The organism is Gemmatimonadales bacterium (assembly GCA_041390145.1).
In the GTDB taxonomy this organism is placed as follows: Bacteria; Gemmatimonadota; Gemmatimonadetes; order Gemmatimonadales; family GWC2-71-9; genus SPDF01.
The window spans coordinates 1-20357 of the sequence record JAWKQM010000005.1; the positions used below are offsets into that span (position 1 = coordinate 1).

Annotated in this window: 17 protein-coding genes; 3 read left to right on the forward strand and 14 right to left on the reverse strand. The window is 69.0% G+C overall.

What is annotated here, in order from left to right; genetic code table 11:
• Together R2910_04900 and R2910_04905 are read left to right on the forward strand one after the other, a co-directional pair.
• Positions 1-1025 (forward strand): branched-chain amino acid ABC transporter substrate-binding protein (locus tag R2910_04900; GenBank protein MEZ4412302.1); only part of this gene is annotated, 1025 nt, incomplete at its 5' end.
• The gene (locus R2910_04905; protein MEZ4412303.1) at positions 1022-2716 is read left to right on the forward strand and encodes a HAMP domain-containing methyl-accepting chemotaxis protein; all 1695 of its coding nucleotides are present in this window, start codon (positions 1022-1024) and stop codon (positions 2714-2716) included. The genes R2910_04900 and R2910_04905, both read left to right, overlap by 4 nt.
• 71 nt (positions 2717-2787) lie before the next feature.
• Here the strand turns inward: R2910_04905 and R2910_04910 are convergent, their stop codons facing one another.
• The 9 genes from R2910_04910 to R2910_04950 form a co-directional block, all read right to left on the reverse strand.
• Positions 2788-3183: a hypothetical protein gene (locus tag R2910_04910; GenBank protein MEZ4412304.1), complete on the reverse strand. Its 396-nt coding sequence runs from the start codon at positions 3181-3183 to the stop codon at positions 2788-2790.
• Positions 3184-3935: 752 nt separating this feature from the next.
• Positions 3936-4658, reverse strand: a complete 723-nt coding sequence (gene lepB, locus R2910_04915; protein MEZ4412305.1) for a signal peptidase I — start codon at positions 4656-4658, stop codon at positions 3936-3938.
• 147 nt (positions 4659-4805) lie between these two features.
• Entirely contained in the window at positions 4806-5855 is a 1050-nt protein-coding gene (locus R2910_04920) for a hypothetical protein (protein ID MEZ4412306.1), read from the reverse strand.
• A 98-nt stretch (positions 5856-5953) separates the two neighbouring features.
• Positions 5954-6430 carry a thioredoxin-dependent thiol peroxidase gene (gene bcp / locus R2910_04925; protein ID MEZ4412307.1) on the reverse strand — a complete coding sequence of 159 codons (477 nt, stop codon included), beginning with the start codon at positions 6428-6430 and terminating at the stop codon, positions 5954-5956.
• A gap of 60 nt (positions 6431-6490) precedes the next feature.
• Positions 6491-8335 carry a hypothetical protein gene (locus R2910_04930; GenBank protein ID MEZ4412308.1) on the reverse strand — a complete coding sequence of 615 codons (1845 nt, stop codon included), beginning with the start codon at positions 8333-8335 and terminating at the stop codon, positions 6491-6493.
• A gap of 107 nt (positions 8336-8442) precedes the next feature.
• The gene (locus tag R2910_04935; protein ID MEZ4412309.1) at positions 8443-9531 is read right to left on the reverse strand and encodes an efflux RND transporter periplasmic adaptor subunit; all 1089 of its coding nucleotides are present in this window, start codon (positions 9529-9531) and stop codon (positions 8443-8445) included.
• A complete protein-coding gene (locus tag R2910_04940) occupies positions 9528-10835 on the reverse strand; it encodes a TolC family protein (GenBank protein ID MEZ4412310.1) in 1308 nt (435 codons plus the stop codon). Before R2910_04940 ends, R2910_04935 begins: the two co-directional genes overlap by 4 nt.
• A complete protein-coding gene (locus tag R2910_04945; protein ID MEZ4412311.1) occupies positions 10832-13906 on the reverse strand; it encodes an efflux RND transporter permease subunit in 3075 nt (1024 codons plus the stop codon). The genes R2910_04940 and R2910_04945 overlap by 4 nt, the downstream gene beginning before the upstream one ends.
• A gap of 195 nt (positions 13907-14101) precedes the next feature.
• The gene (locus tag R2910_04950; GenBank protein MEZ4412312.1) at positions 14102-14266 is read right to left on the reverse strand and encodes a hypothetical protein; all 165 of its coding nucleotides are present in this window, start codon (positions 14264-14266) and stop codon (positions 14102-14104) included.
• A gap of 113 nt (positions 14267-14379) precedes the next feature.
• Between R2910_04950 and R2910_04955 the strand changes: the two genes are divergently transcribed.
• Complete coding sequence (locus R2910_04955) at positions 14380-15033, forward strand: hypothetical protein (GenBank protein ID MEZ4412313.1); 654 nt, start codon at positions 14380-14382, stop codon at positions 15031-15033.
• A gap of 24 nt (positions 15034-15057) precedes the next feature.
• Here R2910_04955 and R2910_04960 read toward each other — a convergent pair whose 3' ends face one another.
• The 5 genes from R2910_04960 to R2910_04980 form a co-directional block, all read right to left on the reverse strand.
• Positions 15058-16416: a HEAT repeat domain-containing protein gene (locus tag R2910_04960; protein MEZ4412314.1), complete on the reverse strand. Its 1359-nt coding sequence runs from the start codon at positions 16414-16416 to the stop codon at positions 15058-15060.
• Positions 16413-17495, reverse strand: a complete 1083-nt coding sequence (locus R2910_04965; GenBank protein ID MEZ4412315.1) for a spermidine/putrescine ABC transporter substrate-binding protein — start codon at positions 17493-17495, stop codon at positions 16413-16415. The genes R2910_04960 and R2910_04965 overlap by 4 nt, the downstream gene beginning before the upstream one ends.
• A 68-nt stretch (positions 17496-17563) precedes the next feature.
• A complete protein-coding gene (locus R2910_04970) occupies positions 17564-18343 on the reverse strand; it encodes an ABC transporter permease (GenBank protein ID MEZ4412316.1) in 780 nt (259 codons plus the stop codon).
• A complete protein-coding gene (locus tag R2910_04975; GenBank protein MEZ4412317.1) occupies positions 18340-19218 on the reverse strand; it encodes an ABC transporter permease in 879 nt (292 codons plus the stop codon). The genes R2910_04970 and R2910_04975 overlap by 4 nt, the downstream gene beginning before the upstream one ends.
• A complete protein-coding gene (locus R2910_04980) occupies positions 19215-20339 on the reverse strand; it encodes an ABC transporter ATP-binding protein (protein MEZ4412318.1) in 1125 nt (374 codons plus the stop codon). Before R2910_04980 ends, R2910_04975 begins: the two co-directional genes overlap by 4 nt.
• Between the last annotated feature and the right edge of the window lie 18 nt (positions 20340-20357).

Sequence of the window (20357 nt, forward strand, 5' to 3'; positions counted from 1 at the left end):
ACTTCACCGATCCGCTCAGCCTCCCGATTCGCTACGGAGCGCAGCTCGCGACGGAGGAAATCAACGCGGCGGGCGGCGTGAACGGTCGGCTCATCGAACTGGTCGAGCGCGAGGACTACGCCGACACCGACTCCGCCGTCGTGGTGGCCACCGACTTCTACAACTCGCCGGTCGTGGCCGTCATCGGGCACGGCTTTTCCGGCCCGACGCTGGCCGCGGCGCCGGTGTACAACGGCGGGACCAACCCCCTTCTCGAAATTGCCCCGGCCGCTTCCGCTCCCGCGGTCACCGACGCCGGCCCCTACACCTTCCGCGTCTGTCCCAGCGACCTGGCGCACGGGTCGGCGCTGGCCCACTGGGCGCGCGAGCGGCTGGGACTGCAGCGGGGGGCGGTCTTCTACACCAACAGCGAGTACGGCCGCGGGATTCGTTCGGCGTTCGAGACGGAGTTTGCCTCGCTGCAGGGCAGCGTCATCGGCGCCTATCCCTATCTCGGCGACACGCCGGATGTGGGGCCGTACGTGGACCTCCTGACGCGCAACAAGCGGGCACAGTTCATGGTCATCGCGGGGTACGATCCCGACGCGCGCACCATCCTGACCGAGGCGCGGACGAAGGGCCTCTCCATTCCCGCGATGGGCGGCGACGGGCTGGAACAGATCGCCCTGGCCGGGCCGGTGGCAAACGGAACCTACGTCACCTCCTCGTACTTCCCGCAGACCGACACGCCCGCCAATCGACGGTTCGTCGAGGCGTACCGGGCGCGATTCCCGAGCGCCGGCGACCCCAACGGCTCGGGGGCCGCGGCCTACGACGCGGTCTACATGCTGCGCCAGACGATGCTCCGGGTCGGCACCGACCGGCAGAAGCTCCGCGACGCCTTCGCGGGCATCGGCACCACCACCCCGGCCTACGAGGGCGCCATGGGCACCATCGCCTTCGACGCCAACGGCGACGTGCCGAGCCTCAAGATCTACGTCGGGGAAGTGCGCGACGGCGTGATGCAGCTGGCGGAGGGACAATGAACCTCCTCAAGAGCCTCCGCAGCCAGGTGAGCGTCGGCATGGTGGTGCTGGTGACGCTGGTGCTCCTGATCGCGCTCAGCTCCACGCGCGCGATCCGCCTGATCAGCCAGGCGGTCGAGGTCGAGACCGGCGCGCTCATGGCCGGGACCGAGGCGGGCAGCGGCCTCGTCGGCGCGGTGCTGAATGAAATCCGGAGCGCGGAGCAATACCTCCTGGACCCTTCGGTGGCGCTCCAGCGGGAGTTCATCGCGAGCGGCGACTCCGCCTACGCCTACCAGCAGACCTTCCGGCAGTTGAGCGGCCTCTCCACCCAGGACCGCTACATCACGAACAAGATCGCCGACGAGCAGGCGGCCATCGAGGTTTCCTACTCGATGGCGCATGCGCTCGCCGACCTCGGCCGGGACGCCGAGGCGCGCCGCTTTGCCGACGCCGCCCGCGCACCTGCCGACACCCTCGTGGCGGATGTGCGCGCCCTCTCCCGCTCCCAGAGCGCGCGGGCGCTCATCCGGATCCAGGCGCTGCAGCAGGACGCCGGCAGCCGGGAGCGCAACGTCTGGGCGCTCTTCGGACTGGCGCTCATCCTCGGCGTGGCGACCACGATCTACACGGTGCGGACCGTCGACCGCCCGCTGCGCCGGCTGGTCGGCGCGGCCGAACGGTTTGGTGGCGGCGACCTCCGCCCGGTCACCCTCGGCGAAATGCCAACCGAACTGGGACGGCTGGCCGGCGCCATGGACGAGATGGCGGCCCGCCTCCGCGAGGTGGTCGGCATCGTCGTCAAGGAATCCAACCAGATTTCGGGGAGTGCCAGCGACTTCTCCGCGATGAGCGAGGAACTCGCCGCCAGCAGCGGCGAGATCTCGACCGCGATGGTGAAGATGTCGCACAGCGCCGAGACCCAGGTGCACGGCATGCGCGACGCCGATGAACTGCTGGGCCGGTTGCGCGCCACCGCCGCCGAGGCCGACGAGGCCTCGAGCCGGGTTGTCACGCTGGGCGACACGATCCGGGACCTCGCCGTGCGGCACCGGACCGACGTGGCCGCCGCGGGCCAGACCCTGCTCGATGTGCGCGAGGTGGTCCAGACCTCGGCGCAACAGGTGCAGGAACTGGCCCGGAAGTCGGAGTCGATCACGGAGTTCATCGACCTGATCAAGCAGATCTCTTCGCAGACCAACCTGCTGGCGCTCAACGCCGCCATCGAGGCGGCGCGGGCCGGCGAGCATGGGCGCGGATTCGCCGTCGTCGCCGAAGAGGTCCGGCACCTGGCGGACTCGAGTGCGCGCGCCGCGGAGGACGTCACCAAGACGGTGCAGTTCATCCGCAACCAGGTGCGCGAGGTGTCCGGCACCATGCAGATCGGCACCGGCAAGGTACGAGGCATCGAAGGCGTCGCGGGCGCCGCCGCCCGCGCCCTCGACGACATCGGCGCCGCCGTGCAGGAAGTGCGCACCGCGGCCGCCGTCGTCTCCGCGCAGGCCGCGCTCAACCGGACCATCGTCGACCAGCTGGGCGGGAAGACCGCGGAGGTGGCGGCGTCCGCCACGGAGCACGCCTCCGCCAGCCAGGAAGTGACCGCGGCGGCCGAGGAGCAAAGCGCGTCGACCGAGGAAATGGCCGCTGCCGCCGGCGACCTGCTGCAGGGCGCCACGCGCCTGACCGACGCCATGAGCGCCTTCCGCACCTGATCGGCTCATCCCCGCATGCCAAAGCGCCCCCCGGCCTGTGCCGGGGGGCGCTTGCACGTGGACAGGCGCGACTAGTGCTTCTTTCTGGGGGGCGCCTTCTTGACCGGCGCCTTCTTGACCGGTGCCTTCTTGGTCGCCTTCGGCTTCGCCTTGGCCTTCGGCTTGGCCTTGGTGCTCGCCCCCTTCGACTTGGCGGGCTTGGGACGGGCCGCGATGCGGTCGAGCTTCTTCTGATGCGCCGCCTGCAGATCGGTCATGAGCCGTTCGCCTTCGTCCTCGGCCAGGAGGCCGCGACGGGTCGCGTACTTGACCAGCTCATCGGCATCCGCAATATCAAATTCGGAGAGCCGTGCCGCCGCGCGAATGACGTTCACCAGGGCATCTGCGACCGGGCTGCGGAGCACCGTGGCGATGCCGGGCAGGCTCTCGAGCAATGTTGAAATTTGTGCGCCGCCAAGTTCAGACACCACAGGGACTCCTTCGGACCGGGACATTCAGTGTGCTTCAGATGGCGTAACGCTATGTCGCGTTAAGCCTTGCCGGCGCCAACGTACCACAGGCGCCGGGTCCAGTCAAGCCGAGGGGTGGGATTGGGGCGGGAAGCTGGGCGATGCGCCCATAGGTAGCACCAGTGTCACGACATTTACGCGACACACGAAGCCGGTATCGATGGCAGCCGGCGGGAGGGCGGGCTCCACCACTTTGCGCGCTCCGAAAGCGAACCGTAGATTGGGAGGACTGGGGGAACAACGACACCCCCGGGAAGGGTCGCCCATGGGTCGCAGGGGCATCAAGGAGTTCCGCGCGCCGGAAGCGCTCGCCCTGGTCGCAGCAGACCGTGACGGGAAGCCCTTGGTCTGCCCCTCCTGCGGCACCGAGACCATCACGCGGGTTCCGAAGCGCCCTTCCGCCAGTGCCCCGCCCGAACTCGGCCGGATTGACCTCCAGTGCACCAAGTGCGGCCGGAGCGCCGCCTACCTCCCCCGGGCCCCCGATCCATCCCGATCGCCTGAGTCTCCCTATCATCCCCCCGGCGAGAGCTAGGGAGCGACGACCTCGCGGTAGACAAGATAGGGGAGGAGGATGTACAGGATCAGGTCGCGCACGAGATAGAAGAGGATGAAGGCCGCGATGGCGCGCCAGCCGAGGCCGCGCACCTCCGCCCAACTCCTCGGAAAGCGCCACCACCGCCGGAACCGCCCCGCAGGGCGTCCCGCCTCTACCTCGGGCGGCTGAAGATCCGTCCCCATCGAATCGCGGTCAGGAAAGGAAGCGGCTTCCAGCTCTTGGCGTCGTAGCTGTAGTAGATGAACATCGGCCGTCCGCGCACGTTCTTCCGAGGCAGGAAGCCCCACATCCGGCTGTCGTGCGAATTGTCCCGGCTGTCGCCCATCATGAAGAACGAGTCCGGCGGCACGACGATGGGTCCCCAGTCCTGCAGGTCGGGGTTGTAGGTGGCGGTGTCGCGCCCGACGAGGTACTTCACCTGCCACTGCCGCATGATGAACCGCTGCTCCGGTCCCGCCAGCGGCAACGGGGTCTCGTGCACGACATACGGCTCGTCAAGCCGGACCCCGTTGCGGATCAGCTGTCCCCCCTCCATCGCCAGCGTGTCGCCCCCCATCCCCACCATCCGCTTGACGATTTCCATGTCGGACTCGACGCCGTCGAACACCAGGATGTCGTTGCGCTGCGGTTCCCGGAAGGCGGGGAGCCGCTTGTGGACCAGCGGGATCTCGGCGCCGTAGAGCGCCTTGTTGACGAAGAGGAAATCACCGATCAACAGGGTGTTTTCCATGCTGCCGGAGGGAATGCGGAAGGCCTGCACCAGGAACGTCCGCAGCACCAGCCAGACCACCAGCGCCACGGCGATGGACTTGGCCCACTCCCACAGCCAGACGAGAAACGCAGGTTTTGCGGGCGTGGGCTTGGACTGGGCCATGGGGATCGTCGGGTCCGAGTGAAAGGAAGGGGGCGGTAACCTAACCCCGGCGGGGGACGTGGTGAAGGGCTGACGCATCGCGGGGCACCGGCGCTCCCTACGCGCACCGATGCCCCATGGTTTCTTCGTCCGGGCAATGCCGCCGGACTATTTCACCCAGTCAGCGATGAACACGTTGGTCTCGCCCCGGGTCTTCGCGTTCCGGTTGGAGGCCCAGACCAGCTTCTTGCCGTCGGGGCTGAAAATCGGGAAGCCGTCGAAATCAGGGTCGAAGGTGACTTGCTGCAGCCCGGTCCCGTCGACGTTGATGAGGAAGAGGTCGAAATTCCGGCCCTTCGGGTCGAGATGGTTCGAGGTGAAGATGATCTGCTTGCCGTCGTGCGAGAAGAAGGGGGCAAAGTTGGCGCCGCCGATCTTCGTGACCTGCCGGGGGTTGCTCCCGTCGGCGTTGGCCACCCAGATCTCGAGGGCCGCCGGCCGCACCAGGCGCTGCTTGAGCAGGCTCAGGTAGTCGGCGGTGTCGGCCGCCGTGACCGGATACGACGCGCGCCAGACGATCTGCTTCCCGTCCGGGGAGTAGAACGCCCCGCCGTCGTACCCGATCCGCGAGGTCAGGCGCTGGACGTTGGACCCGTCGATGTTCATGCTGTACAGGTCGATGTCGCCGTCGCGGGTGCTGGTGAAGATGATGTGCTTCCCGTCGGGCGAGACGGTGGCCTCGGCATTGTAGGCCTTGTCGTCGGTGAGCTTGGTGAGGTCGGTGCCGTCGCTCAGGGCCGAGTAGATCTCGAAATGACCGAGCGGCCAGACGTACCCCTTCGACATGTCGGGCCGGGCCGGGCAGGCCGCATCGTGTTCAAAGGTGCTGCTGTAGAGGATGCGCTTGTCGTTGTCGTAGAAGTAGCCGCAGGTCGTCCGCCCGAGGCCGTTCGACACCCGGTGCATCCCGGTGCCGTCGATGTTCATGATGTATTCCTGGTCGCACCCGCTGGCCAGGTCTTCCTGCCGCTGAAAAATCAACTGCCGCCCGGACTTCGAGAAGTACGCCTCCGCGTTATTGCCGCCGTGCGTCAACTGCTGGATGTTGCGGAGATGGGTCTCTCCCGGCAGGGCCTGCACCGGCATGGCCGGCGTGGCCACGACCTTGACGGTCGGACTGCAGGAGAGCAACGGCGCCGCGGCGAGCACGACCAGCAACGATGGGGTACGAATGGGAATCTCCAGGTTTTTTGGGCACACCAGAGTACGAACGCAACGGGGAACGGGGCAATCCGTAGGACTACGGACGGCCGCCGCTACTCCGCGAGCGCCGCCAGCACCTCGGCGGCGTGGCCGCGCGGTTTCACTTTCGGAAAGACATGCGTGATCTTGCCCCGCGCGTCTATGAGAAACGTCTTGCGGAGCACGCCAAAATACTTCCGTCCGTACATGCTCTTTTCACCCCAGGCTCCATATGCCTCGGCGACCGCGTGGTCCTCGTCGACCAGGAGCGTGAATGGAAGCTCATACTTCTTTTTGAATTTCTGGTGACTTGCCACGCCGTCCGGTGACACCCCGAGCACCACCGCCCCGGCCGCCTGGACCGCGCGCCAGCTGTCCCGGAACTCGCACGCCTCGGTCGTACACCCGGAGGTGTCATCCTTCGGATAGAAGTAGAGCACGACCGGACGTCCCTTGAAGTCCTTGAGCGCCACCACCGCTCCGCTGTCGGAGACGGCCTTGAAGGCGGGCGCCTTGGCACCCGGCGCGAGTTCAGACGACGACTTGGCCATCAGGAGTTCCTGGATGTTCGGGCGGTGCCCGCAAAATGGGTTGTCGGCATGGACAGGAGATTACATCCCCGGGGCGGCATCTGCCAGCACGCGAATGCGGGTGTCAACGACATCGCCGACCCCGTCCTCGATGGTGAACGTGGTCTCGGGGATCAGGCGGCGCTGGCCGCGTGCGGGCAGTTCCCGATCGGGCACATCGGCGCCCTGCCACACCGGGACGGCGGCGGCCACGGCGAAGGGATCGTCGCCGTGGGCCAGCACCAGCGCACGCGCGGCGGCAGGCGTGCCCAGTGCCGCAGCGAGGGCCCGCATCATCCGCAATCCAACCACGTGCGGATCGGCGGGGTTGAACGATTCGAGCACGGCGAGCTTCTGCGCCTCGCCGACGCCGAGCATCGGCAGCTCTGCCACCAACGGCGACAGCATCCGCTCCGACTCCCACTCGGACAGGCCCTCGGCGAGGAAGAGGTCCGAGGAGGCGTACTGGAGACCGACACCGTCGGGCCGAAGCGTTCCCCCGGCCACCAGGAGGAGCCGATGGCGCTCCATCAGCAGATGCTGCCACTCGTGCAACGCAGTCGCCACCGCAAACAGCGGGGGACTGCCGGGGTCCTCGAGGATTTCGTCGCTCGATTCGAGGAATCCAGAGGGAGTTCCGGCCGCTTCATTGCGCACGCTCGTCACGAGCCAGGGTCCGTCGGCCTCAAGGGTCGTGTGGATCCCGATCTCGAGGCGCAGCCGGCGGAGGACGTCCAGCACCTCGGCCGCCCCCCGGCGGTCGGCCCATTCCCTGCCGGTCCAATTCTGCGGAACCACGATGCGTTCCACCACCTCAGCCGGAATGCCGATGCGCGGCATCGCCTCGGGGATGCCGAAGTATCGGGCCCGGATCGTCGGCACCGGAAGGTCCGGCGCGGCCCACGCGGTCCGCATCAGTTCGGCGAGCGAGGTGCGCCCCTCGGCACCCCGGACCCACGGGGCGGCAAGCAGGAATGTGACCGCCTGGCTTTGCCAGGAAGCGGCCTCCCGGTAACCGCTGAGCAGCGCATCGGCCATTTGGCCCGAGGCTCCGCCCGTGCGGAGGAGCCGCTCCTGTGCGGCCTCGAAGGCGGTACTGTCGGTTTCCCGGAGGACGGCGAGTCGGTAGAGGGCCACCTGGAGCTCCGCCGCGCCGGGCGGGAGTGCCGCCGGAAGCAATCCGGCCGCGGCCAGGGCGGGGCGGGCGTCCTCCCAGGAGATCCGCTGGAAGCGCCGGTGCGCCCAACCCAGTGCGGCGGCATGCAGGTCCACGAGCCAGTCGCCCCTCGGGCGGAAGATCGCGTCGAACCGGGGCTGTTCGGCCGTCGGGAGCCCGGCGCGGACCGCCATCAGCGCCTCGGTCATGGCGGCGACGAATTCGGCCCGGCGCACCAGGCCAAGGGAGGGAAGAAATCCGTACTCCCCGAGAGAATCGGGAGGGATCGGCGTGAGGCCAGCCGCCGTCGCGAGCGCGGCCGCCCGGTCGACAGCGGCAGGCTGCGACATGGCGGCGGCCCACCAGGCGCCGGGGAGACGCACCTCCGTCGCGTTCCGGCCGAGGGTCAACTGCGCCGCCCGAAACCGCGGGAGGGCGGCGTAGAACTCCGCTCCCGCCGGGAGCCGCTGCGCGGTCCATCCGAGGACGCGGGCCAGGTCCAGCCTTGCCTCCCCCGACAGCCCGGTACCGTTTCGTCGGCCGGTAAACCGCATCACTCCCGGGGCGTCGACGACGAACTCCAACGTCCCGTCGGAACGGATCGTTCCCTCCCGGATGGCCACGGGGGGATCGTCGCTCGGCTCGAGCACCAGGCTCCCGGTCAGCGAGTTCCCACGCTGCTCGAGGCGGAGATCGCCACGCAGAATCGTGTTTCCGCTCGAGAGCCGCATGTGCCAGCGGCCGGTGACCGCCCCCTGGGCCGAGGCGATCCCGGCCGCGAAGCCGAGGAGCAGAACGAGCGCCGCAACGCTCCGGCGGAGCCGCCGACGGGTGCGGCTCAGGACCCCTCTCCCGCGCCAGGTGGGGCCACGTCGGGCAGCGGCTTGATCATGACCGCCATCCCGTCCTGCAGCCGCTCCTGGCCGCCGACGACCACCGTGTCACCGGCATCGACCCCGCTGCGCACTTCGGCAATCCCCGGCGCCCGAATTCCGAGCCCGATCTGGCGCCGCGACGCTTTTCCATCCCGCACGACGTATACGTAGTTGGCGCCCTGCAGCGGGACAATCGACTCTTCCGGAACCACAACCGCATCGGGGCGCACTTCGGCAGCGAGCCGCAAGTCGACGTACATCCCCGCCTGGAGGGTCCGCTTCGGGTTGGGCACCAGCGCCTTGACCGTGATGGTCCGACCCGGCAACCGCACCACCGGATCCACGAAGTCGACCACGCCCGTGAATTCCTGGCCGGGCAGCGCGGCGACGCGGAAGGTGACTTCCTGCCCGCGGCGGAGACGTTCGGCATACCGCTCCGGTACCTGGAAGGCGGCGCGCTCCGGATTGACCGTCTGGAGCGAGACGAGCTGCGTCGAGGAGGTGACGTAGTCGCCGAGGCTCACCATCCGCTGCCCGGTGGCGCCGCCGAACGGGGCACGGATGGTGGTGCGGGCCAGCCGGATCTGCAGCAGGTCGAGCGCCGCCTGCGTGCTCCGAGCGGTGGCCTCGGCGCGTTCGAGGTCGGCCTGCGACGAGGCCTTTTCCGACATGAGCTGCCGGGTGCGGGTCAGCGCCTGCGCGGCGAGGTCGCGGTCGGCCTCGGCCCGGGCCACCTGCGCCTTCAGTTCCGCGTCGTCCACCTTGAAGAGGGGTGTGCCGGCGGCCACCTCGTCACCCTCGCGGAACAGAATGCCGACGATACGGCCGTCGACCTCGGGGCGAAGATTGATGGACTGAATCGCCTCGATCTCGCCGGTGGCGGCGATCGCATCGACGACCGTGTCGGTGTAGGCGACGGCGACCTCCACCAGCGCGGCGGGGGGCCCGCCACCCTGGCCGCCGGGGCCGCCCTGGCCGCCGGCATTGGGGTCACCCTTGGAACAGGCCGCCGCGAAGAGGGCAAGGAGCAGGAGGGTCGGGGTACGGGTCACTGTGCGTTCTCACTGGGGAAGAGGCGCCGGCCGAGGATCACTTCGAGTCCGGCCAGCGCGAGCTTGGTGGCGTAGCGGGCCTGCACGAGCCCCGATTCGGCGTCGGCCAGGTCGACCTGGCCGTTCAGGAATTCGATGATGTCGACGGCGCCGGCGCGATACCGGGTTTCCTGCACCCGGTAGTTCTCCTCCGCCACGATGACCGCCTCCGCCGCGAGCTCGGCGGCGGCCGCCGCCGTCTCGTAGGCGCTGTAGCTCCGGGTCACATCCGCGAGGGCGCCGCGCTGCAGGTCGTCGCGGATGGCGATGGCGACCTCGTTGGCCGACTTCGCCTGCGCCAGGGCGATCTCGCGGACACCGTTGTTCCAGATCGGGAGGGTGATGGTCAGCGACCCGGAGGTGCGGTCGGCGGCCGTCGGATAAAACTTGTCGTCGTAGGCGGCGATGCTCCCGGTGAGCGTCACCCAGGGGAGGTAGAACGCCTTGCGAGCGCGCACCGTGGCGGCGGTGGACCGGGCCCGTGCCTCGGCCACCCGGATCTGGGGACCCTGTGCGAGCGCGATCTGCACCGCCTCCTCGAGGGAGATCGGGAGCGCGGGCGCGGCGGTGGTGTCCGACCCGGCGGCGTCGACCGCAACGGAGCGACCGACCCGTCGGCCCAGCTCCGCCCGCGCCACGTCGAGCCCAGCCGCCTCGCGGAGGAGATCGACCCGGGCCCGGGTGTACTCAAGGAGCACCTGCAGCGAGTCGGTTTGCACCGCCGCGCCGGACAGGACCCGGGCCCGCGAAATGTCGAGCTGCGAGCGCGCCCGCTCGACCCGCCGCTGGGCGACGCCGACCAGCGCCTTGCGGGCCAGCACGTCGTAGAAGGTGGCCTCGGTCTGGGCCGCGGTCAGGAAGCCGGCGCCGGCCTCGTTGGCCACCGCCCCCTGCAGGTCCGCCGTGGCGCGCTGGTACTCGGCAATCTTGCGGCCACCGGTGAAGAGCTCGTACCGGGCATCGAGCCGCGCCGTCACGATGGTGCTCGAGAGGCTGTTGGTGCCGAAGTTGAACGACGGCGTGGTGGAGCCGGTGAAGTCGGCGGACGCCGTGAGCGACGGCAGCACGAACACCAGCATCGCCGCGCGGCGAACCCAGGCAGCCTCCCCGACGAAACCGGCCGCCTGCACGTAATTCGGGTCGTATCGTGTGGCCTCGGCCAGCGCCTCGGCCAGGGTCACCTGCGGCATCGAATCCGACGGCGCCGCCTGCGGGACCGCCGCGGGCCCCATCTGCAGCATCGCGAGGAGGGGGAGGAGCATCATGCGATCCCCGCAGACGATTCCGCCACCGGGTGACGACGGGCACCCATCCGCTCGCGCACCGTTTCGAGCAGCACGTACACCACCGGCACGAGGTAGAGCGTCAGGAAGGTCGAGACGAACATGCCGCCGACGATCACGTAGCCCAGCGGCTGCCGGCTCTCCGACCCCGCGGACAGGCCGAGCGCAATCGGCAGGGCGCCGAAGATGGTGGCGAAGGCGGTCATCAGGATCGGGCGGAGCCGGACGCGGCCCGCCTCGAGCGTCGCTTCGAGGAGACCCTTGCCCTGCTCGCGCAGCTGATTGGCGTATTCCACCAGCAGAATCGAGTTCTTCGACGCGAGACCGATGAGGAGGATCATGCCGATCTGGCTGTACAGGTTGAGCGTGGCCCCGGTGAAGAAGAGGGTCACGAGCGCGCCGGTCACCGCGAGCGGCACCGCGAGGAGCACGGTGAAGGGGTGGACCAGCGACTCAAACTGAGCCGCCAGCACCATGTACACCACCAGGAGCGCCAGCAGGAAGGCGAAGTAGAGGGCGGTGCCGCTCTCGGCGAACTCCCGCAACTCGCCGCTGAGCGCGGTGGAGCTGCCGCGGGGAAGCAGTTCCGCGGCCACGGCGTTGAGGCTGTCGAGCGCCTCGCCAAGGGTGAAACCCGGGAGAGGATTGGCGCTGATGGTGAAGGACGGCACCCGGTTGTAGTGGAAGAGCCGCTGCGGGCCGACCCCTTCGTCCACCGTGGTGACCGCCGCCATGTTGATCAGCTGGCCCTGCCGGCCGCGCACGTACAGCGCCGTCATGTCCGACGGGGTGGCGCGATCCTCGGGGCTCATCTGGACCATCACGTCGTACAGCTTGTTGTCCCGGGTGAAGGTGCTGACCCGCCGGCCGCCGAGCATCGTCTCGAGCGTGGACCCAACGTCGGAGACGGAGACGCCGAGGTCCTCCGCGCGATCCCGGTCGTAGCGCACCGTCAGCTCGGGCTTGTTGACCTTCAGGTTGGACTGCACGTTGACCAGCCCCTTGATCTGGCTGGCCCGCGCCAGGAAGGCAGGCATGACGGCGGTGAGCGAATCGAAGTCGGGGTGCTGCACCACGAACTGCACCGGGCTCCCGAACCCGCCGATCGGCGAGGGAGAAAAGGCGTAGGCCTGCACGCCCGGAATCCCGAAGAGCTGCGGCATGATGCCGCCGACGACCTCCTGCGTGCTCCGCACCCGATCGCGCCAGTCCTTCATGTTCACGAAGAGGAACCCGCCGCTGACGTCGCCGCCGAAGCCGACGACGCTGAAGAAGGAGCGGATTTCCGGGACCCCGGCCATGACCGCCTCGACCTGCCGCTGGTACCCGTCGGTGTACTCAACCGTCGAGCCCTGGGGAGCCGTGACGGCGGCCATGAAGAAGCCGCGGTCCTCCGCCGGGATGAACTCGCGCTTGAGGGCGTGGAAGGTGACATACGCCACCAGCAGCGAGACGCCGGCGCCGCCGATGATCACGGCGCGGTGCCGGATGGCCCAGGCCAGCGTGGCGGCGTAGGTCACGGCCAGCCAGTTGAGCCCGCGCTCGAGGCTCTGGTAGACCATGCCGTGGCTCTTGGGCACCCGGAGGATCTTGGCGCAGAGCATCGGTGTCAGCGTCAGGGCCACGAAGCCCGAGATGACCACGGAGCCCGCCAGCGCCACGCCGAACTCGTTGAAGAGCCGACCCGTGGTGCCCTGCAGGAAGGCGAGCGGGGCGAAGACGGCCACCAGCGACACGGTCGTGGCGATGACCGCGAAGCCGATTTCACTGGTGCCGCGCATGGCCGCGTTCTCGGGCGTCTCGCCGAGTTCCTCCTGGTGCCGGTAGGCGTTCTCCAGCACGATGATGGCGTCGTCCACCACGAGCCCGATGGCCAGGATCAGCGCCAGCAGGGTGAAGGTGTTGATGGAGAAGCCGAGGAAGTACATCACCCCGAACGCGCCGATGATGGACACTGGGATGGCCAGGCCGGGGATAATGGTGGCCCGGAGGTTCCGGAGGAAGAGGAAGATGATGATGACCACGAGCCCGAACGCCAGGAAGAGCGTGTCGATCGTCTCGCTGATGGAGCGCTTGACGTAGATCGACTGGTCGAAGGCGGTGCGAAGCTGCACGCCCGGCGGCAGCGCCTCCTCGATCTTGGGGAGCGCCGCGCGGATCGAGTCCGCCACGTCCACCATGTTGGCCTTCGACTGGCGGACGATGCCCACCGCCACCGCCGACGTCCCGTTGAACCGCAGCACGCTGCGCTCGTCGCGGGGGCCGAGCTCCACGCGGGCGAGGTCGCGGAGCCGGACCAGCTGGCCGCCCTGGTTGGCGACGACCAGGTCGGCAAACTCCTGCGGGGTCTTGAGCTCGCCGAGCGAGCGCACCGTGAATTCCCGGTTGTCCGACTCGATCCGGCCGGCGGGAATCTCGACGTTCCGGCTGCGGACGGCGCTCTCGACGTCCTGCACGGTCAGGCCGCGCGCGGCGAGTTCCTTGGCGGACACCCAGATGCGCATGGAGATCCGCCGCTCGCCGGCGATGAACGAGTTGCCGACGCCGGGAATGGTCTGCAGCCGCTGCTTGACGATGCGGTCGCCGATGTCGGAGAGGTCGAGCAGCTTGTAGTTGGCGCCGGAGAGGGCGAGCCAGTAGAAGGGCTGCGCGTCCGCGTCCTGCTTGGCGATGACCGGCTCCAGCACCTCCCGCGGCAGCCGTCCGCGCACCCGGCTCACCTTGTCCCGGACGTCCTGCGCGGCGCTCTCGACGCTGCGGCCGAGGTTGAACTCCAGCGTGATGTTGCTGGACTGCTCGCCGCTGGTGCTGGTCAGGGTCCGGAGCCCTTCGACCGTGCTCAACTCCTCCTCGAGGATGTCGGTGACCGCCGATTCCATGACCCGCGGGTTGGCGCCGGGGAGGAAGGTGGAGACCGAGATGATCGGGGGGTCGATGTCGGGGTACTCGCGGACGCTGAGCCGGGTATAGCCGATGGCCCCGAAGAGCACGATGGCCAGGCTCATCATCGTCGCGAGGACGGGCCGCTTGACGGACGTATCTGAGAGAAACATGGGACTAATTTCCTGAGCAGGCCTGGCGCGCTGAGTATCCGGTGAACACCGGACCCCGGCTCACGTGATGAAGATCCTTATACAGCTTGGAGTTACGTAAAGTTCCTGCCACAAGGGCGGGGTCTAGGATATACGTACGAACGCGGGAAGGAAAGGATTCCGGCGAGGGCGGCACCTGGCTGCCGCCCGATGGGATCAGCGAGCGGCCTTGCGGGCGAGCACCTGGTCGATGACCGGGCCGGCAAAGAGGGCGATCATGGCGTTGACCAGCACCCCGATGAGTGAGGAGACGAACGCCAGGGCGACCAGGATCATGCCGGCCCCTACGCCGGCCAGCACCATTTCGACGAAATTGAACATCTGACGCTCCTCGGGGTTAACATCCCTAGAATCAGCGCAGTAGCTTATACAGGTTGGGGGCCACCCGCAACCGGCGCCCTCCCATACATTTCCCCCGCAAATCAGAGGTTTCGATGCGACGCATTCTTGCCCTGAGCGCACTCACCATGGCCCTGGCCGTCCCGGCCATGGCGCAAGACCACCAGGCGGATCCGGACAAGGCGGTCAAGGGGGGCGGTTCCCTGCCCACCGGCTGGATGGCACGCACCGACAAGGGTGCCGCCATGACCAACGTGAAGTTCGTGGACATGGCGCCCGGCTGGCACATCACCCTTGGGCCGGCAGCCATCTTCTACCAGCCTACCGACACGACCAGCGGGAACGCGCACCTCGTGGCCCTGCTGCACATGACGCCGCCCAAGCCGATGCATCCGGAGTCGTACGGGATGTTTATTGGCGGGCAGGACCTGCAGGGACCGAACCAGGCCTACACCTACTTCCTCATCCGGGCCGACGGGAATTTCATGATCAAGCGGCGGATGGGCGACAAGACCACCACCGTCGTGGGCTGGACGGCCAACTCCGCCGTGAACGCGGCGGACGCCGACGGCAATGCGACCAACGAGCTTTCCATCCTCATCAAGGGCGGCAAGGTCTCCTTCCTGGCCAATGGGAAGGAAGTCTATTCGGCCAACGCCGCTGACGTCGACACCAAGGGCGTCGTCGGAGTGCGGATCAACCACAACCTCAGCATCCACCTCGAGAAGCTGGAGGTCCACCGGATGTAGCAGCGGTCAGGCGCGGCGGTCCAATTAACCCCGGGCCGCCGCCCCGACCTCCCCCTCCGCCTCCCGCGCCACCTTGAGCAGCGCCTGCCGGGCCGCCCGGGTCGGCGAAGCGGCCAGCACGCCCACCACTTCCAGCCGCTGAGGGAGCGAAAACCCTCCCCGCGAAAGGAAGCCTCGCTTGCGTAGTGCCATCGTGCTCAGCGCCGCGGCCGATTCCGGGGCCTCGATCCGCGAGAGCGCCGTCAGCATCGCGCTCCAGGTGGCATGGTCCCGCTCGGCCTCGATGGCGGCCAGCAGCGGCATCGCGAGCGCCCCACCACCGCGCCGGCCAATGGCCCTTGCCGCATCCTGCCGCGTTTCCGGGCTCGCATGGGCCAGTCCCTCCCGCAGCGCCTCCGTCCCGTACTGCGCCGGGTAGCGCGCGAGCGCCTCGAGCGCCGCCCCGCGCAGGCGAGCCTCCGGTCGGGCAAGGAGGGCGCGCAGCGGAGGAAGCGCCTCGGGGACCATCTGCCGGCCGAGAACGTCCGCGGCGTGCCGGGCCTCATGCCACCGTGGGCTGCCCAGCATCGGAAGCAAGAGCGGGACGGCGTCGGGCATCCGGGCCAGCGCGTCGAGCAGAAACCGATGCGGCTCCGGGGACTCTGTCTTCTGGATCGCCTCCAGCATCAGCTCCGCCGCGTCCCCGCCCCGCCACTGCAGGACTTCAGCGGCGCGGGCCTGCTCCTCCGGCGTCCGGATCGCGTACTCGATGATCCCGACGAGCAATGGGCGCGACAGCGCCCGCTTGGCCCGGATGGCCACGGTGCGCCGGTCCACTTCCGGGACCCGGCTGGTGAGCCGCACTAGCGCCTGCGCGGCATGGAGCGCGTCCATCCACGCGCCGCGCTCCCGGGCCGAGCCAAGCTCGTCGGTCAGCGCGGTTACCTCGGCCCCGAAGGCGGAGGGGGCACGGTCATCGTCCTCCGCAAAAACATCGGCGCCCATCAGGAAGAGCGGCGGCGGCGCGGCGGCGGGGCCGGCGGCGGGAGCCGGCGCCCGCGGAAGCGGGGCAATCTCGGTCACCATCTCATACGTCACCGCCGGATGCTCCGGGAGCGGCGCGTCGCCGCCCAGCGCGCGCGCGAGCGATTCCAGCAACTCGGCCGACGCCCCCGCCGCCACCGTGAGCACCTCGACCTGACGGCGCAGCAGGTGCGATCGAATGTTGGCGGTGTCGTATTCACCGGAGAGGAAGAGACCCGCCTCGATGGTGGCGGGGGCGGTGGCCACCAGGGCGACTGCCTCCGCGAGCAGGGTGCCCGCCTCGGCGGACGCTTTGGGGCCGGCCCGGTAGGCGGCGATGAGGCGGCCGTAGGTGGTCGCAAAGGGAGAGAGCGGACTCACCCGGCCTTCACCTCGGTCCAGATCTGGTAATACAGCTGCGTGTCCTCGCCGAGGTCGCGGTAGAACTCGAGTCGCGTCAGTTCCTCGGCCGTTGGGTACGGCACGGGATCGGCCAGCAGGGCGGTTCCGGGGGCGTTCGCGGTGCCATAGCCCGTGACCGTGGCGTTGCGGGCGGCGACCTCCGGCCGGAGCATGTAGTCCAGAAACTGGAGCGCTTCACGCACGTTCGGCGCGTTGGAGGGAATGGCCATCGTGTCCATCCAGATGGAGCTCCCTTCCCGGGGCACGGCATAGCTGATCTCGGGTGACTCCGCCGCCGCCTGGGCGGCGTCGCCATTCCACATCTGGGCCACCCAGACATCCCCCGCCACAATCTGGCCCCGGACCGGCGCGGAGATGTACGCCAGCAGATTTGGCCGGGCGGCCAGCGCATCCGTCTTGGCCTGCTGGAGTTGTCCCGGGTCAGTCGAATTGACCGAGTGGCCGCGGTAGCGCAGCATCGCGCCGAGCACCTCCCGCGCGTCGTCCATCATGGTCATCGTGCCGGCGTAGGCCGGGTCGAGGAACACCCCCCAGGAGTCGGGCGGGGTGGCGAGCTTGTCGCGCCGCCATGCGATTCCTGAAGTCCCCCACTCGTAGGGCACGGCAAAGTCGGGATGCGGATTGGCCGACGGTGCCTGGAACATCGGCGCAATGTTGTCGCGGTTGGCCAGCGCCCCGTCCGGGATCTGCAGCAGCAGCCCGGCCTCCACCAGCGAGGGGAGGAGGTAGCTGGTGGGGAAGAGGATGTCGTACCCCTGCGCGCCGGCGAAGAGCTTGGCGAGCATCTCGGCGTTGCTCTCGTAGGTGTCCACCGTCACGCGGATTCCCGTTTCCCGCTCAAAATCGGGCACCGTCTCGGGGGCGATGTAGTCGGACCACATATAAACGTTGAGACGCGGGCGCCGATCGCAGGCGGCCACCCAGGGCGCGAGCCCGACCGCCGCCCCCGCCGCCGCGGTCGCGCGCACGAAGTCCCGGCGCGACAGGGCGGGCGCGGTGCGGTCAGACGGCGGGCTGTCGGAGGGTGCTGGCGGCATCGTCGTGGGGGCCGTGGGGAAGTGGGGGACCGCCCTAAGCTACACGCCGAACGCCGGGTCCGCGAACCTCACGAGCCGCGCGTCCCGCCCAGACGCGACGCCAGCGCGATGGTGCACGTGGTGAGCACCACGAGGAGTGCGCTCACGGCGTTGATGGTGGGTTCGACCCCCCGGCGCACCATCGAGTAGACCAGCACGGGCAGCGTGGTGGAGCCGGGCCCCGCCACGAAGAAGGTGATGACGAAGTCGTCGAGGGAGAGCGTGAAGGCGAGCAACGCGCCCGCGAGAATCCCTGGCGCCAGGAGGGGAAGAGTGATGCGCCGGAATGCGGTGACCTCGTCGGCGCCGAGCACGAGCGCCGCTTCCTCGAGCGAGCGATCCATCCCCCGCAACCGGGCCAGGACCACCACGGCGACGAAGGGCGTCGTGAACGCGATGTGGGCCACGATGACGGTGCCCACGCCCAGCGGCACGCGCAGCGCCACGAAGAGAATGAGCAGCGAAATGCCCGCCACGATTTCCGGGGTGACGATCGGCAGGTAGAGGCCCCCCTCGACCAGGCGCCGGCCCCGGAAGGGGCGCCGGGAGAGGCCCAGGGCAATGAGGGTGCCCAGGACCGTCGCCGCCAGGGTGCTGATCGACGCCACGGTCAGGCTCAGGCGGAGGGCCCGCAAGATGTCGGGCCGCTCGAGGAGGCGGGCATACCAATGGAGGGTGAACCCGCTCCAGGATGCCGCGAAGCGCGAGCTGTTGAACGAGTAGAGCACCAGCACGAGCACCGGAAGGTGCAGGAGCAGGAAAATCCCGCCGACCAGCGCCACCAGGAGCGGCGAGAGGCGGCGGGTCACGCCGCGGCCTCGGCGTCGCGCACCCGGAGCCAGACGAGGAGTCCCACGAACACCACGCCCATCAACGCGAAGGAGACGGCCGCCCCGAAGGGCCAGTTCCGCGCCGGGCCGAACTGACTCTGGACCAGGTTGCCCAGCATCATCGTCTTGGCGCCACCGAGGAGGTCGGGCGTCAGGAAGGCACCGAGGGAGGGGATGAACACCAGCAGCGAGCCCGCCGCCACCCCGGGAAGCGAGAGTGGCAGGATGACGCGCCGAAACCGGGAGAACGCACGCGCGCCGAGCACTTCGGCCGCATCGATGAGGTCGAGGTCGAGCCGCTCGAGCGAGGCGTAGATCGGCAGCACCATGAACGGCAGGTATCCGTACACCAGGCCGGCGAGCACCGCGCCCGGGGTGTAGAGGAGATCGAGGGGCGCGGTGGTGATCCCGAGCCCCATCAGCGTCGAGTTGATGACGCCGCCACCCCGCAGCAGCACGATCATCGCATAGGTGCGAATCAGGAAGCTGGTCCAGAAGGGGAGGATGACCAGGAAGAGGAGGAGGTTCCGCCACCGGCCGGCGCGCGCGATGACATAGGCGACCGGGTAGCTGAGGAGAAGGCAGAGGCCGGTGGTGGCGAGTGCAATCCAGAGCGTGCGCCAGGCGATAGCCAGGTACAGGGGATCGAGGAAGCGCCGGTAGTGCTCCAGCGTGAAGCCGGGCGAGACGCCCCAGTAGGTGCCGCGATGCATCACGCTGTACCCCAGCAGGACCACGAGCGGCACGGCAAAGAAGGCCGCCAGCCAGAGCAGGCCGGGGGTCAGCAGCGCCCAGGATCCCGCAGCGGGCCGGCGGGCAAACCAGGTGAGGACACGGCGGCGCGGCGAACTCACACCGGCTCCAGGACCTGGCAGTCGTCGGGCCGCCAGGCCACCATCACCGCGTCGTCGCGACGCCAGGGCAGCGGGTTCAGGAGCTGCCCCTCGTTCCGGAGCGCGATCCGCACCACCTGATTGTCGGCCAGCCCCACGATGACGTGCATCGTCTCACCGAGGTAGACGACGTCGCGGATGGTGCCCGGGAGCGCGTTCTCTCCCGGCGGCACTGCACCTGGCGCGAAGAGATCGAGCCATTCGGGCCGGACCGCAATGCGCACCGGACCGCCGGGCTGGACCGCCGAATGCTTCGGCACGAGGAAGGTCCGGCCATCGTGCATGGTGACGACCCGCTGGTTCCCCGCCCCGCCGCCCCCCTGCCCGACGGTCCCGCCAAAAAGATTCGCCTCGCCGATGAACTGCGCGACGAACTCCGTCCGCGGATTCTCGTAGATGTCGGCGGGCGTGCCGAGCTGTGCGACCCGCGCCTCGCTCATGACCGCGATGCGGTCCGACATGGCCAGCGCCTCTTCCTGGTCGTGGGTGACGTACACGAAGGTCATGCCGAGCGAGCGGTTGAGGGCCTTCAGTTCGAACTGCATCTCTTTCCGGAGCTGCAGGTCGAGGGCGCCGAGCGGCTCATCGAGAAGGAGGATGGCGGGATCGAGCACCAGGGCGCGGGCCAGGGCCACCCGCTGCCGCTGTCCCCCGGAGAGCTGGTGCGGGCGGCGACGGGCAAAGGTGGCGGGGGGGAGCCGGACGAGCCCGAGCGCCCGCTCCACCCGGCCGGGAATCTCGCTACGGGGGACGCGATGTTCCTCGAGGCCGAACGCCACGTTGCGCTCGACGGAGAGATGGGGGAACAGCGCGTAGCTCTGGAAGACCATGCCGATGCGGCGTTCGTAGGGACGACGGTCGTTGACGACCTCGCCGCTGATCCGAACTTCGCCGCCGTCGGGATCGGGGGTCTCGAATCCGGCGAGCAGCCGGAGGGTGGTGGTCTTGCCGCAGCCGCTGGGCCCGAGGAGGGAGAAGAACTCCCCGGGGTGAATCGCAAAGGAGACGGCATCGACCGCGCGGGAGTCACCGAAGGACTTGCTGACGCGGCGGAACTCGACGATGGGCGGCGACTCGGTCAACGGGCGGATCCGGGGAGA